Raw genomic sequence first — 13,655 nt, 5'->3', positions numbered from 1 at the left:
CGAAGGCCCCGAACCGGATTCGGTTCGGGGCCTTCGTGTGTTCGCGCGTCGCTCGGTCAGTGACCGTGCGAGTCGCCGCCACCGTGGGCGCGGGCCTGCTCCTCGGCGAGGGCGGCGAGCATGCGGTGCTCGTCGGATTCCTCGAGTTCGAAGTAGGCGTCGGACTCGGCCTTGGGGTCGGCGCGCAGGAAGCTGCCCAGACCCGGCTTGCCGGCCGAACCCAGCTTGTTCATCTTCTTCGGCACCGCGGCGCCCTGGTACTCCAGCGGGATCGGGTGGCCGTGGTCGTCGACCGGGCCCAGCGGCTGGTGCACCTCGATGTACTCACCGTGCGGCAGGCGCTTGATGACACCGGTCTCGATGCCGTGCTCGAGCACCGCCCGGTCACTGCGCTGCAGGCCGATGCAGAACCGGTAGGTCACGAAGTACGCGATCGGCGGCGCGAGCAGCACGCCGATACGACCGATCCAGGTGGTCGCGTTCAGCGAGATGTCGAACTTGAAGGCGATGATGTCGTTGACACACGAGAGCGTGAGCACCACGTAGAACGCGATGGCCATGGCACCGATGGCGGTACGGACCGGCACGTCGCGCGGACGCTGGAGCAGGTTGTGATGCGCCGTGTGGTCGTTGGTGAGACGCTTCTCGATCCACGGGTAGGCGATCAGCAGCGTGAACACCAGACCCATGACCAGGGCGACCCAGAACACCGCCGGGATCGTGTAGTTGCCCAGGTAGATCTCCCACGGCGGCATCAGGCGCGCCATGCCGTCGGTCCACATCATGTAGAAGTCGGGCTGTGAACCCGCCGAGACCTGCGACGGGTTGTACGGGCCCAGGTTCCAGATCGGGTTGATCTGCAGGACACCACCCATGATGCCGACGATGCCGAGGGTGAACGCGAAGAACGCGCCCTGGTCCGCGGCGAACACCGGCACGATGCGCGCGCCGACCACGTTGTTCTCGGTCCGGCCCGGGCCGGGGAACTGGGTGTGCTTCTGGTACCAGACCAGCGCGACGTGCGCGCCGATCAACGCCAGGATGATGCCGGGCAGCAGCAGCACGTGCGCGATGTAGAGACGCGGGATGATGATGTCGCCGGGGAAGTCGCCGCCGAACATCAGCCAGTGCAGCCAGGTACCGACGACCGGGACACCGATGGTGATGCCGGAGAACGCGGCGCGCAGACCGGTACCGGAGAGCAGATCGTCGGGCAGCGAGTAGCCGAAGAAGCCCTCGAACATCGCCAGGATCAGCAGCAGCGAGCCGATCACCCAGTTCGCCTCACGCGGCTTGCGGAACGCGCCGGTGAAGAAGATGCGGAACAGGTGGATGATGATCGACGCCGCGAACAGCAGCGCCGCCCAGTGGTGGATCTGCCGGACGAACAGACCGCCGCGCACCTCGAAGGAGATGTTGAGCGCGGTCTCGTAGGCCCGCGACATGCCGACGCCGCGCAGCGGCTGGTAGGCGCCGTCGTAGGTCACGTGCGCCATCGACGGGTCGAAGTACAGCGTCAGGTAGATACCCGACAGCAGCAGGATGATGAACGCGTACAGCGCGATCTCACCGAGCAGGAACGACCAATGGGTCGGGAAGACCTTGTTGATCGACCGCTTCACGAACGCGGCGGCGCGATACCGCTCGTCCATCTCATTCGCCTGGCTCATGAACGACGCTCCCAGAAGGCCGGGCCGAGCGGCTCGATGAAGTCGCCGTTGGCGACCAGGAAGCCCTCGGAGTTGACGGTGATCGGCAGCTGCGGCAGTGCCCGGGCAGCGGGACCGAAGACCGGCTTACCCCACTCGGTCGCCGAGAACTGCGACTGGTGGCAGGGGCACAGGATCCGGTTGGTCTGCTGCTCGAACAGCGAGGTGGGGCAACCGAGGTGGGTGCAGATCTTCGAGTAGGCGAAGTAGTCGCCGAAGTTGAAGCTCTCCTGGCCCTTACGCTTGATCGCCTTCTCGGCGTCGGCGGTGCGCAGCCGGATCAGCATGACCGCGTTGCGGATGCCACGCAGCGACTGCAGCGTCTCGTGCTCGTCGCCGCGCCACTTCTCTTTCCAGGGGAACACGGTCTCCATGGCGCCCGCGTCCAGGTCTTCCGGACGCACCAGCACGACATCCTGCGGGCGACCGGTGTCGCGGCGGATGTAGATGGTCTCGCCCGGGTAGTCCGGGGTCCAGCCCGAGACCCACAGCGGCGACTTGTCGCCCTTGGCCCACGGGTTCTTGACCATGCCGCCGACGAACACCAGCAGCGCGCCGATACCGAGCACGCCGACACCGGCGCCCGCGGTACCGAGCATCATCTTGCGGCGGCCCAGGGTGGAGGAATCCAGCGCGTCCTGCAGCTCGGCCGCCAGGGTGCGGCGCTCGACCTCGTCGGACGGGCCGTCGTGGCGCTGCTGGATGGAGATCTCGGCGGGGATGAACCGCTTGCGGATCAGCACCACGGCGATACCGATGACCAGCACCGAGATACCGAAGGTCAGGCCGACCAGCGGGGTGAACAGCGCGTAGGCCTGGTGGCCGTCCTGCCGGTTGCCCTTCCATTCCCAGGGCCAGAACAGGAAGACACCGATCAGCGCGGCGGCAGCGAGGCCGGAGATCGCGAACCAGAACGTGACGGCACGTTCGGCGCGCTTCTCGGCCCGGGTGCCGGGCGTGGGCCACCGCTCGTTGCGGTACACGACCTCGACATCGTCACGTGCGGTGCCGAGCTCGACGAGCTCGTCACGCGACATCGCGTCCAGTTCGTCCTCGGTGGGTTCGCGACCCATGTCGCTTCGCTCCTGTCCACTCATGATCGGGATCCGATCCACATCGCGGCGCCGACCACGGCGGTGATGCCGATGACCCAGATGGCGAGGCCTTCGGTCGCCGGGCCGAAACCGCCCAGGTCCCAGCCGCCGGGCGACTTCTCTTCGGCCGCGTTCTTGACGTAGGCGACGATGTCGCGCTTCTCCTCCGGCGTGAGCTGCCGGTCGGAGAACTTGGGCATGTTCTGCGGCCCGGTCACCATCGCGTTGTAGATCTGCGCCTCGTTGGCCTCCGCCAGCGCCGGCGCGAACTTGCCACCGGAGAGCGCGCCACCACGGGCGGTGAAGTTGTGGCAGGAGGCGCAGTTCATGCGGAACAGCTCCGAGCCGCGGGCGATGTCGTCGCCACGCAGCGATTCCTGGGCGATCTCACCGTTCGCGTCGCGGATCACCGAGGGACCACCGCCGTTGGCGGCCACGTAGGCGCCCAGCGCGTCGGTCTGATGCGCGTCGAACTTCTCCGGCTTGCGCGGTGCCTGGGCACTGTTGGACGCCATCGGCATGCGGCCGGTGGAGACCTGGAAGTAGACCGCGGCCTCGCCGACACCGATCAGGCTGGGGCCACGGTCCGGCACACCCTGCAGGTTCGCGCCGTGGCAGGTGATGCAGGAGGTGTCGTAGAGCTGGTTGCCCTCGCGGATGAGCGCGGACTGGTCCTCGTGCGCGGTGGCGACCTGCGGCTCGGGGGTGAGCGCGGTGGCCAGGAAGCCGGCTCCGACCAAGCCGACCATCAGCGCGAGCGCACCCGCGATACGACGGCGGGCGCGACGCTGCTTACGCGTCTTGGCGGCCTGACCGGTGCCGGGGCCAGCGGGCTCTGGGGCCGACGGGGGAGATGAACTCATCTGTGTCCCTTTGGAGTAGACGGAACCGACTTCTGCAAATGCTGTGCGCCCGCGCGCTAGCGGACGAAGTAGATCGTGGCGAACAGCCCGATCCACACGATGTCGACGAAGTGCCAGTAGTAGGACACCACGATGGCGGCGGTGGCCTGCGCGGGCGTGAACTTGCTCAGCGTGGTGCGGATCAGCAGGAACACGAACGCGATCAGACCGCCGATCACGTGCAGACCGTGGAAGCCGGTGGTGATGTAGAAGACCGAGCCGTAGGAGCTACCGGCGATCGTGGTGCCCTCGTGCACCAGGTGGTAGTACTCGTAACCCTGGCCGGCGACGAAGAACGCGCCCATCAGCAGGGTGATCATGTACCAGCGACGGAGGCCGAACACGTCGCCCTTCTCGGCGGCGAACACACCCATCTGGCACGTGAACGACGATGCGACCAGCACGGCCGTCACCGGAACGGCCAGGCCGAGGTTCAGCTCGGTCGGCTCCGGGGGCCAGTTGCCGTGCGCCTGCGCGCGCGCAACGAAGTACATGGCGAAGAGGCCGGCGAAGAACATCAGCTCGCTCGACAGCCAGATGATGGTTCCGACGCTGACCATGTTGGGCCGGTTCAGCGAATGCACACGCTGAGTAATGGCCGATCCTGGGGTGCCTACTGCGGTCGTCACGGGGTAAGTATGACTCTTCGTAGTACGACAGCTGTACCCGGGTACGAAAGTTTGTCGCGGGAATCGGAAAACCCACGTACAGAGTGGGTCCGAGGCCGCCGTCGGCGTGTTGGCGACTGTCCCGCGACGACCCATTGTGACAGCGTTGTGTGTGGACAACCTGAGAAGAGGAGGCGGGCATGGTCGTGGTGCGGATGTGGCGGCGGTTGTTCGGCGGGCACGCCGAGGCGCTCGACCCGGCACGGGCCGATCTGATAGTGGTCGCGTCCAGTTTCGACGACGTCGAATCGGCGTCGACCGCGCTGGATCGCGCCACCGAGCTCGATCGGGAGGCCGAGGCGGTGCTGCGCCATCACCTGCGTCTGCCCGCCGAGCAGCTCGACGCGGCCTGCGAGATCGCCGGCTACGACGGGTACCGGCGGGCCGGGACGTCCGCCGAGGCCGTCGACGGCCTGGTGCCGGTCGTCCTGCAGCGCGTCCAGGTGCTCGACCCGCTGAGCTGTTCGCAGGAGCGCTCGCGGATGGCCGGGCTGGCCCAGCGCCACGACGGTGTCGCCGACGGCTGGGACGCACTGCAGCCGCCGCGGCCCGCCCCTTAAACTCGGCACCGGCGCGATTCCCGGTTGCGCTACCCCACCGTGCCCGGTCAGAGTGGCGCGACGGTGTCGTCGAACGAAAGATGCGGAGCAGATGAGCGTGCGCAGCTGGCCCCAGGTGCTCGGAACCCTCGCCGACGGTGGCGACCTGGCCGCGGACGACACCACCTGGGTGATCGACGAGATCTTCACCGACAACGCCACCCCGGCCCAGATCGCGGCCTTCGGCGTGGCCATGAAGATCAAGGGCCCCACCCCCACCGAGCTGGGCGGCATGGTGACGGGCATGCTCGGGCACGCGCGCCTGGTCCAGGTCGACGGCGACGCGGTCGACATCGTCGGCACCGGCGGCGACCGGTCCGGGTCGGTCAATATCTCTACCATGTCCTCGGTGGTGGTGGCGGCCAGTGGCGTGCCGGTGGTCAAGCACGGCAACCGGGCCGCCTCCTCCAAGGCCGGTGGCGCCGATGTGCTCGAGGCACTGGGCGTGAAGCTGGCGCTGGGCCCCGAATCGGTGGCGCGCTCGGTGCGCGAGACGGGGATCGGTTTCTGTTTCGCGCCGCTGTTCCATTCGGGGCTGCGTTTCGCCGGTCCGGCGCGCAAGGAGATCGGCATCCCGACCGTGTTCAACGTGCTCGGCCCGCTCACCAACCCGGCGCAGCCGCGCGCGGGCCTGATCGGCTGCGCGTTCGCCGACCTGGCGCCGGTGATCGCGGGCGTCTTCGCGGAACGGGCCGCCAGCGCGCTGGTGGTGCGTGGCCGCGACGGCCTCGACGAGATCACCACTTCCGACAGCACCGATGTGTGGATCGTCAGCGGGGGACGCATCCGGCAGACCGTGCTCGACCCGACCACCTTGGGTATCCCCCGCGTCGATCTGGACGCGCTGCGCGGCGGTGACGCCCAGGACAACGCGAAGATCGCGCGGGAGGTGTTCGCCGGGGCGCCCGGCGCGGTGCGCGACGCGGTGCTGCTGAACTCGGCCGCGGCGATCGTGGCCTACGACCTCTCGCGCGGGGTCGGCGATGCCGATCTGGATCTGGACGCCGCGCTGACCGCGGGTATCGCGCGCGCCGCCGCCGCGGTGGACAGCGGCGCGGCGGCGAAGCTGCTGCAGAGCTGGGCCGAGCTGACCCAGGCCCTCGACGAGGCCTGAGCGCACGAAAGCCTCACTCCCCCAGCGAGAATCCGGCTTCCACGTCGGCGCTGGAGTAGGACTTGAAGGCGATGTGGGTGGTGGTGCGGACCACGCCGGGCACCTTGTCGATGCCGCCGGTGACCACTTCGGCGATGCGTTCGTGATCGCGCACCCGCACGATCGCGATCAGGTCCACATCGCCCGCGCAGGAGTACACCTCGGCGACTCCGGCGGTGTCGGCGAGGGCCTGCGCGGTCTCGGGGATGCGAGAGTTCTCGGCCTGGATCAGCACGATCGCGGTAATCATGGGATCAGCCTAATGAGCACAGGGGCGACCGCGCTCCGCTATCCCTCGCGCATGGCCTATCCCTCGCGCATGGCCGGAGCGGATGCGGAGGTACGCCTAGAACTTCGGGCGTTCGGTGGCCCCTTTGAACCGGCGCATCAGCTCGTAGCTCTTGATCCCGGGCGCCGTTTCCACCGAACTGGACACATCGACGCCGAACGGCCGGTGCCTGGCGATGGTGTCGGCGACATTGTCCGCGTCGAGCCCGCCGGCCAGCACGACCTTGCCCGGTAGCGCGCGCACCCACTCGGGGAACTCCTCGAAGACCCCCGAGCCCGCGCTGGCGTCGTAGAAGAAGTATTCGCTGGTCTGCCCCGGCTCCGGCGGGTTCGACGAGCAGAACGCCAGGTTCGGCAGATCAGCCCACTGGTACAGCTGCACGACATCGAACGCGTCGGCCACCTCGGCGACCTCGTGCTGTTCCAGCGCCACGGCGAAGGTGCTGATCCGCCCGCGCGCGTACGCCGCCAGCGCCCGCGCCCGCTCCGGCGTGCGATACCGCTTGCTCTTGGCCGTGACCATGACCCCGATCGCGGAATACCCGAGCTCGACCGCCCAGTCGATCTGTTCCTCGGTGGTCAGCCCACACACCTTCACAAACATCGGCCGTCAGCCCTTTCGTCCATCGCGCAGCCACGCTCCCGTGGCGTCGCATCCATGATCCCGGATCGCCCGTCGGCGCACCGCGCGGTACCTGCTCTCGGCCCACCGCGTGCTCAGCGCTCGGCGAGGTATTCCTCGGCCTCGGTGCGTGCCGTGGCCGCCGTCCTCGCCCGCTGTGCCCAGGCGGCCCAGCGCGCAGCGCCGTGCAAGGGTTCGCGGTAGCCCTCGCTGGTGTGGACGATGCGGGCGCCGGGCTTGGCCAGCCAGCGGGCGATGACACCGAGTTCCTCGGGCGGCGCGCCACGCAACGGTGGGATGTCGTCCTCCGGCGGGGTTCCGCAGTCGCCGAGACCGGCGTATGGCGGCGCCGAGGGGAGGTCGGCGGCCGTGGCGCCGCCCAGGTCGGGGAGGACGGTTTCGGCGGACGCGAGGAGCTGGTCGACGACCGCCATCGGTGGGGTGCCGCGCCGGGCGGTGCCCGCGGCGGCCAGGCGGCCGTAGCGGATCACCGAGAACTCCCAGCCGCCCGCGCCGTCGGGCAGGGCGACGGTCAGTTCGGCGAGGCGGGCCAGGGCGGTGAGGCGCTGGGTGCGGCGCACCGTGGTGACGACGGCGGCGGTGCGGTCGCGCAGGCGGGCGGCGGCCTCGAAATGTTCGGCAGCGCAGTAGGTTTCGATGCGGTCGAGCATGGCGCGCAGCAGCGTGTCGGAGCGGCCGGTGAGCAGGTCGCGCACCGCGTCCACGGCCGGGGCGTAGCCGGTGGCGTCCAGGTCGGACCCGGGGCGGGCGGCCGGGCAACCGCCGACGACCGCGGGCGGGCAGGTGTGCCGGGCCGCGCGGGTGAGGCGGGTGGTGCAGGTCCGCAGTCCGGCGAACTCGGCGATCGTGGCGGCCACGTCGACGGCGTCGGTCCGGGATCCGAACGGACCAACCGCGGTTCGGGTCGGCGTGCGGACCGCCACCAGCCGGGGGAACGGTTCGTCGCTGAGGGTGAGCCACCAGCCGCGCCGGGGAAACTTCGAGCGCCGGTTGTAGGGCGGTGCGTGCGCGGCGAGCAGCCGCAGCTCGCGGACCCCGGCTTCGAGGCCGTGCGCGCACACCACATGGTCGACCCGATTCGCCAGTGCCACCATCTCTTTCATCCGGCCGCGGGTCTCCGAACCGGTGAAGTAGGTGCGCACGCGGCGGCGCAGGTTGACGGCGGTCCCTATATAGAGGACTTCGTCGGACGGTCCACGGAACAGATACACCCCGGGCGCGGCGGGCAGGTCACCGGCGAAGGTGCGTTTGGCGCGCTGGGTGCCGGTGACGCCGGGCAGGTAGTCGAGCAGCTCGGTCAGGCTGTGCACGCCCTGATTGCCGACCCGGGCGATCAGCGCGTGCAGCACGTCGACGGTGGCGCGGGCGTCGTCGAGGGCGCGGTGCGTCGGGGTGGTCGACGCGCCCAGGATCCGGGCGAGCACCCCGAGCCGCGCCGAGGGCGCCTCGTCCCTGGTGAGTACCCGCCGGGCCAGTTTGACCGTGCACAGCACCTGCGGATTCGGCCACTCGAGGTCCTGGCGGGCCGCGGCGGCTTTGAGGAACGCGGTGTCGAAGCGGGCATTGTGCGCCACCAGCACCGCACCCTGCGCGAATTCGAGGAACCCGGGCAGCACGGCCTCGATCCGCGGCGCCCCGTACACCATGGCGGTGGTGATCCCGGTGATCTGCACGATCGCCGGCGGAATCGCGAACCCCGGATCCACCAGCGTCGCGAACTCCCCCAGCACTTCTCCCCCGCGCACCTTCACCGCCCCGATCTCGGTGATCGAGTCCCCCTCCGGGCTGGTCCCGGTCGTCTCCAGGTCGACGACGACGAACGTGGTGTCGTAGAGCGGCGTATCGAGTTCGTCGAAGGCCAGCTGTCGGGCAGCAGCTGGGAGTACGGGCTCGGGCACGATCGGCAGCGTAGGACGAAGGTCCGACAACTTCGCCCCGGAACGGGTGTCCGCGGAGTTCGGCACCGCTTCCCGGGCGCCGCACCGGGTTTCGCGGGACCGGAAACCTCGGGTCCCACCCATCGGGACCTGATCGGCCGGACGGTCGCGACGCTCGCTGGCGGTAATTCGGCGCGAGACGTTCGTTCCGAGGCGAACAAAATGACCCCGAGCAGAGATGAATGAGACCGGGCTCACAGTTTGCCGAACGTCACATGACCGAACCGAATTTCATTGGGTAAGACCGATTACCGATCGTCGACCGCCGGAACACCCGGCGCGCCCGGCGGGGGCGAGACTGGGCAATTGACCTACTCAACCGCCGACGCGCGGAAGCGACCTGGAGATTCACCCCTAGGGGTAGACCAATAGGCCGCGAACAAGCCCTTCGCGACGCGCCCGGCGCGACACCGGAAACCCCGCGCACCCGACCTGGAGTTATCGTTTCGTGATTGGTGTGATGCAGCTCGCACACAAAGTACGGGCAGATCCCCCGAATTGCCTTTCGGACCGATGTCCGACTTTACAAACCACCGTGATGTCTTCGTAACCTTTTCGAGACCTCACGGAGTCCGCCGCAGTCGACGACGACCGCAGCGCGATGAAGCCCGCCGCGTCATACGGACCCGGCGTCGTGGGGCAGATTGGAAGTACCCGCATCATGGCGACCAACACCGTCAAGCGTCAGGCGCAGCGTGCCGTTGCCGCCGGAGCCGTCGGCGCTGCCACCATCGGCGCGTTCCTCCTGCCGGCCGCTCCCGCGTCGGCGACGCCCGTGACCGTGCCCGGCATCGGCACCTTCGAGGTGCCCAACGAGATCCCGCTGCCGCAGGGTATCCCCGGCATCGAGACCCCGTCCGTGCCGCAGGCCTTCACCGCGCCGCGCGCCACCGCCGCCGATATCGCCCTCGATGCGGCGATGAGCAAGATCGGTTCCCCCTACGTCTACGGCGCCGCGGGCCCGAACGCCTTCGACTGCTCGGGCCTGGTCCAGTGGTCCTACGCCCAGGCCGGTGTCTCGGTGCCGCGCACCAGCGGCGCCCAGCTCGGCGCCGGCATGCCGGTCGCCTTCGACGACCTGCAGCCCGGCGACATGGTGTCGTTCTACGGCGGCGGCCACTCGGGCCTCTACGCCGGCGACGGCAATGTCGTGCACGCCTCCACCGCGGGCACCCCGGTGCAGCTGGCGCCGATCTCCTCGATGCCGTTCGCGGGCGCTCGCCGCTTCTGACCGGCCGGGCACGGTGCGCTTTTCGCGGGGAAGGGCGCACTGTGACCCCTTCGTGGCCTACTGGACACGACATACGCGGTTCCGTAACCTGATCGAGACCTTCGTGTCAGACGGGACCCAACAACAGAACGGGGCACAGGGCACTGTGACTGCACACCACCGGAATTCGCGCGTGGCGCGTGGCTTCACAGCAGTCCTGACCGGCACGTTCCTGGTGTGCGCCGCCTATTCCGCTGGTCCAGCGCTCGCCGATCCGGTCGCCCTGCCGACCACCGCCACCGACGCGATCGCCCGGATGATCGAGCTGTCCCGGCAGGCCGAGCAGCTCAACCAGGCCGCGCTCAACGCCCAGACCGATCTCGACGCCAAACTGACGGTGCAGCAGGCAGCCGACGACCAGCTCGCCGCGGCCACCGCGGTCGCCGACGCCGCCCGCGCCGAAGTGCGCAAGTTCCAGCCGATGATCGATCGCACCGCGATCGCCACCTATACCGGCGCGCGCACCGACCGCATGTTCGCGGTGCTGTCGAGCAATTCGCCCCAGCAGCTGCTGGACAAGATGTCGACGCTGGACGTGATCGCCCAGCAGACCGCCGATCAGGTGCGCGAGTTCAAGAAGGCCGTCGACGTGGCGACCGGCGCCGAAACCGTCGCCCGCACCGCCGCCGACGCCGCGCACACCGCCACCCAGGCCGCCGAGGCCGTGCGCACCGACGTCGGCAACAAACTCCGCGAGCTGAGCACCGCGACCACCGAGGTGGTCGAGGCCTGGGGCGCGCTGTCCGCGAGCGACAAGTCCACCCTGGCCGGCTCACCCTTCCCGCCCGGCTTCGACCGGGACTCGCTGCTGCAGGGTCTGGTTCCCGGCAGCGGCACCAGCGCGCTGGCCGCCGCGCTCACCCGGATCGGCGATCCGTACGTGTGGGGCGCCACCGGCCCCGACCAGTTCGACTGCTCCGGGCTCGTGCAGTGGGCCTTCAAGCAGGTCGGCAAGGATGTCCCGCGCACCAGTTCCCAGCAGGCGAACTTCGGTACGCCCGTGGCCAAGGACGAGCTGCAGCCCGGTGACGTGGTGCTGTTCTACTCCGACATCTCCCACGTCGGGATCTACGCGGGCAACGGAATGATGGTGCACGCCTCCACCTTCGGTGTGCCCGTCGCTGTCGCCCCGATCGACACCACCCCGTACCACTCGGCCCGGCGATACTGAGCCGGCCGGTGACCGAACCGTCTCGCCGGCCCGCGGGCCTGCGCTCCTGGCTCACGGCCAACGGCCGCCTCGAATTCTGTCTCACGCTCGCCTCGGTCACCCTGCTGACCGGGGCCTGCGTCGCCCTGGTGCTGGTGCCGCGGCATGTCGGCGGGCTGCAACTGGCCGGCGACGAGGCCGAAGTCCTCGGCACCACCGAGGGCCTCGACGATCCGCGCCTGACTCCGGTGCGCCGCGACCTGCAGCCCTACGGCCCGATCCTGGTGCGCCGGGTCGCAGTCGAGTCCGCCCCCGACGCGCTGCTGGTCGCCCACCCGGAGCACCGCGCCGATCTCGCGGTGCTCGAGCGGGAACTCGCCCCGGCGATCGACGCGGTGAGCGCGGTGTGGGGCGGTGACTGGAACCGCGCGCCGACGATCGTCGTGGCGGGCACCCCGACCGAGTTCACCGCGCTGACCAGATCGGCGGGGATCGCGGCCGCCGCCGACGTGGCCGCGGTCTCGCTGACCGGCTCCTACCCGCCGGGCACCACGCCGACCGATCAGCGCATCGTGTTCAACCCCGACGCGCGCCGCCGGGTCGGCGACGAGGGCCTGGCGACGCTGCTGCGTCACGAACTCACCCACGTCGCGACCAGGGCCGCCACCACCGACGGCGCCCCGCTGTGGCTGCTCGAGGGCTACGCCGAGTACGTCGCCCAGCGCGGGCAGGGCAGCACCTTCTCCCAGATCGCGCCCACGCTGACCACCCGGCTGCGCGCGGGCACACTGCCCACCGACCTGGTCACCGACACCGAGTTCACCGGCACCGACGCCCCCTACGCCTACGAGGCCGCCTGGAGCGCCTGCGCCTACCTGGCCGACCGCTACGGCGACGCCCGGCTCACCGCGCTCTACCAGCGCCTGGCGACCGGCCCCCAATCCGCCGCCGCCCAGGACGCCGCCTTCACCGCCGTGTTCGGCACCACCCGCGCCGAACTGCTCGGCGGCTGGCAGGCCTGGTTGCGCGCCCACACCGTCTGACCACTGCCCCGTCACCACCCCCTCGATGAGTCCGTCCGCGACGCTCACCCGTTAGGTTGTCACTCATGGCCCGAACGCTGCTGGTTACCAACGATTTCCCGCCTCGGCCGGGCGGCATCCAGTCGTATCTGCAGGCACTGTCGCATCAGCTGCCGCCCGAGGACCTGGTCGTCTACGCGCCGCGCTGGCGCGGGGACAGCCACGAGAAGTTCGACGCCGCCCAGAAGTTCCGGGTGGTTCGCCACCCCACGACGCTCATGCTGCCGACCCCCGCGGTGGTCAAGCGGGCGAGCGCGCTGCTGCGCGAGCACGAGTGCGACACCGTCTGGTTCGGTGCCGCGGCCCCGCTGGCGGTGATGGCGCCGGTGCTGCGCCGCGCGGGCGCCGATCGCATCGTCGCCAGCACACACGGGCACGAGGTCGGCTGGTCGATGCTGCCGGGTTCGCGCCAGGTGCTGCGCTCGATCGGCGAGCACACCGACGTGGTCACCTACGTCAGCAAGTACACCCGCGGCCGCTTCGCCTCGGCCTTCGGTCCGCGCGCCGCGCTCGAACATCTGCCGCCCGGCGTCGACCCGGCCGAGTTCCGGCCCGATCCGGCCGCTCGCGCCGAGCTGCGCGCCCGCTACGGCCTGGGTGACCGGCCGACCGTGCTGTGCCTGTCGCGGCTGGTCCCGCGCAAGGGCCAGGACATGCTGATCGTGGCGATGACCGAGATCCGCGAACGCGTCGACGGCGCGGTGCTGGTGATCGCGGGCGGCGGCCCCTACGAGACCCGGCTGCGCGCGCTGGCCGACGCGCTCGGCGTCGGTGACAGCGTCGTGTTCACCGGTCGCGTGCCCTCCGGCGAGCTGGCCGCCCACCACACCCTCGCCGACGTGTTCGCGATGCCGTGCCGCACCCGCGGCGCAGGCCTGGACGTCGAGGGCCTCGGCATCGTCTTCCTGGAGGCCTCGGCGACCGGCGTGCCGGTGGTGGCCGGTGATTCCGGCGGCGCCCCCGAGACCGTCCTGGAGGGCGAGACCGGCACCGTGGTCGCGGGCCGGTCGGTTCCGCAGATCACCGAGGCCCTGGTCGAGCTGCTCACCGACCGGGACCGGGCGGCCGAGATGGGCGCGGCGGGGCGCGCCTGGGTGGAGCGGAACTGGCACTGGGACCGCCACGGCGCCCGGCTGCGGGAGCTGCTGCGGTGACACCCC

Annotated in this window: 13 protein-coding genes; 6 read left to right on the top strand and 7 right to left on the bottom strand. The window is 70.0% G+C overall.

Going from position 1 to position 13,655, the window contains the following annotated elements; all coding sequences use genetic code 11:
- Positions 1-56: 56 nt before the first annotated feature.
- The 4 genes from ACFXK0_RS21970 to ACFXK0_RS21955 are packed head-to-tail and all read right to left on the bottom strand — an operon-like array spanning position 57 to position 4,334.
- Complete coding sequence (locus ACFXK0_RS21970; protein ID WP_379412474.1) at positions 57-1,670, bottom strand: cytochrome bc complex cytochrome b subunit; 1,614 nt, start codon at positions 1,668-1,670, stop codon at positions 57-59.
- On the bottom strand, positions 1,667-2,806 hold the full coding sequence (locus ACFXK0_RS21965; protein ID WP_379412473.1) for a ubiquinol-cytochrome c reductase iron-sulfur subunit: 1,140 nt from the start codon (positions 2,804-2,806) through the stop codon (positions 1,667-1,669). Before ACFXK0_RS21965 ends, ACFXK0_RS21970 begins: the two co-directional genes overlap by 4 nt.
- Positions 2,803-3,666, bottom strand: a complete 864-nt coding sequence (locus ACFXK0_RS21960) for a c-type cytochrome (RefSeq protein ID WP_379412472.1) — start codon at positions 3,664-3,666, stop codon at positions 2,803-2,805. The genes ACFXK0_RS21965 and ACFXK0_RS21960 overlap by 4 nt, the downstream gene beginning before the upstream one ends.
- Positions 3,667-3,722: 56 nt before the next feature.
- Positions 3,723-4,334, bottom strand: coding sequence for a heme-copper oxidase subunit III (locus ACFXK0_RS21955; RefSeq protein ID WP_379412470.1), 612 nt, complete (start codon positions 4,332-4,334; stop codon positions 3,723-3,725).
- A gap of 179 nt (positions 4,335-4,513) precedes the next feature.
- On the opposite strand from ACFXK0_RS21955, the gene ACFXK0_RS21950 reads away from it, so the two are divergent.
- Both ACFXK0_RS21950 and trpD read left to right on the top strand, forming a co-directional pair.
- Positions 4,514-4,933, top strand: a complete 420-nt coding sequence (locus ACFXK0_RS21950) for a hypothetical protein (protein ID WP_379412469.1) — start codon at positions 4,514-4,516, stop codon at positions 4,931-4,933.
- 91 nt (positions 4,934-5,024) lie between these two features.
- On the top strand, positions 5,025-6,086 hold the full coding sequence (gene trpD / locus ACFXK0_RS21945; protein ID WP_379412467.1) for an anthranilate phosphoribosyltransferase: 1,062 nt from the start codon (positions 5,025-5,027) through the stop codon (positions 6,084-6,086).
- Positions 6,087-6,099: 13 nt separating this feature from the next.
- Here the strand turns inward: trpD and ACFXK0_RS21940 are convergent, their stop codons facing one another.
- From ACFXK0_RS21940 to ACFXK0_RS21930, 3 genes are all read right to left on the bottom strand, one after another.
- The gene (locus ACFXK0_RS21940) at positions 6,100-6,375 is read right to left on the bottom strand and encodes an Lrp/AsnC family transcriptional regulator (protein ID WP_278265520.1); all 276 of its coding nucleotides are present in this window, start codon (positions 6,373-6,375) and stop codon (positions 6,100-6,102) included.
- Positions 6,376-6,471: 96 nt separating this feature from the next.
- A complete protein-coding gene (locus tag ACFXK0_RS21935) occupies positions 6,472-7,017 on the bottom strand; it encodes a hypothetical protein (RefSeq protein ID WP_379412465.1) in 546 nt (181 codons plus the stop codon).
- A gap of 113 nt (positions 7,018-7,130) precedes the next feature.
- The gene (locus ACFXK0_RS21930) at positions 7,131-8,954 is read right to left on the bottom strand and encodes a DEDD exonuclease domain-containing protein (protein ID WP_379412464.1); all 1,824 of its coding nucleotides are present in this window, start codon (positions 8,952-8,954) and stop codon (positions 7,131-7,133) included.
- 700 nt (positions 8,955-9,654) lie between these two features.
- Between ACFXK0_RS21930 and ACFXK0_RS21925 the strand changes: the two genes are divergently transcribed.
- The 4 genes from ACFXK0_RS21925 (at position 9,655) to ACFXK0_RS21910 (ending at position 13,649) form a co-directional block, all read left to right on the top strand.
- On the top strand, positions 9,655-10,224 hold the full coding sequence (locus ACFXK0_RS21925; RefSeq protein WP_379412462.1) for a C40 family peptidase: 570 nt from the start codon (positions 9,655-9,657) through the stop codon (positions 10,222-10,224).
- 172 nt (positions 10,225-10,396) lie between these two features.
- On the top strand, positions 10,397-11,434 hold the full coding sequence (locus ACFXK0_RS21920; protein ID WP_379412461.1) for an NlpC/P60 family protein: 1,038 nt from the start codon (positions 10,397-10,399) through the stop codon (positions 11,432-11,434).
- Between the two features lie 8 nt (positions 11,435-11,442).
- Positions 11,443-12,456, top strand: coding sequence for a peptidase MA family metallohydrolase (locus ACFXK0_RS21915; RefSeq protein WP_379412460.1), 1,014 nt, complete (start codon positions 11,443-11,445; stop codon positions 12,454-12,456).
- Between the two features lie 65 nt (positions 12,457-12,521).
- Positions 12,522-13,649 carry a glycosyltransferase family 4 protein gene (locus ACFXK0_RS21910; protein WP_379412458.1) on the top strand — a complete coding sequence of 376 codons (1,128 nt, stop codon included), beginning with the start codon at positions 12,522-12,524 and terminating at the stop codon, positions 13,647-13,649.
- Positions 13,650-13,655 lie beyond the last annotated feature (6 nt).

It is taken from the genome of Nocardia sp. NPDC059177 (genome assembly GCF_042755165.1).
GTDB lineage: Bacteria > Actinomycetota > Actinomycetes > Mycobacteriales > Mycobacteriaceae > Nocardia.
Note: the sequence above shows the minus strand (reverse complement) of the source record. Positions and strands in the feature narration are given on the sequence as shown.

Bases quoted from the DNA above. Each gene is read 5' to 3' on its own strand.
- ACFXK0_RS21970 (WP_379412474.1), bottom strand. From the start codon at position 1,670: ATGAGCCAGGCGAATGAGATGGACGAGCGGTATCGCGCCGCCGCGTTC.
- ACFXK0_RS21965 (WP_379412473.1), bottom strand. From the start codon at position 2,806: ATGAGTGGACAGGAGCGAAGCGACATGGGTCGCGAACCCACCGAGGAC.
- ACFXK0_RS21960 (WP_379412472.1), bottom strand. From the start codon at position 3,666: ATGAGTTCATCTCCCCCGTCGGCCCCAGAGCCCGCTGGCCCCGGCACC.
- ACFXK0_RS21950 (WP_379412469.1), top strand. From the start codon at position 4,514: ATGGTCGTGGTGCGGATGTGGCGGCGGTTGTTCGGCGGGCACGCCGAG.
- trpD (WP_379412467.1), top strand. From the start codon at position 5,025: ATGAGCGTGCGCAGCTGGCCCCAGGTGCTCGGAACCCTCGCCGACGGT.
- ACFXK0_RS21940 (WP_278265520.1), bottom strand. From the start codon at position 6,375: ATGATTACCGCGATCGTGCTGATCCAGGCCGAGAACTCTCGCATCCCC.
- ACFXK0_RS21935 (WP_379412465.1), bottom strand. From the start codon at position 7,017: ATGTTTGTGAAGGTGTGTGGGCTGACCACCGAGGAACAGATCGACTGG.
- ACFXK0_RS21925 (WP_379412462.1), top strand. From the start codon at position 9,655: ATGGCGACCAACACCGTCAAGCGTCAGGCGCAGCGTGCCGTTGCCGCC.
- ACFXK0_RS21910 (WP_379412458.1), top strand. From the start codon at position 12,522: ATGGCCCGAACGCTGCTGGTTACCAACGATTTCCCGCCTCGGCCGGGC.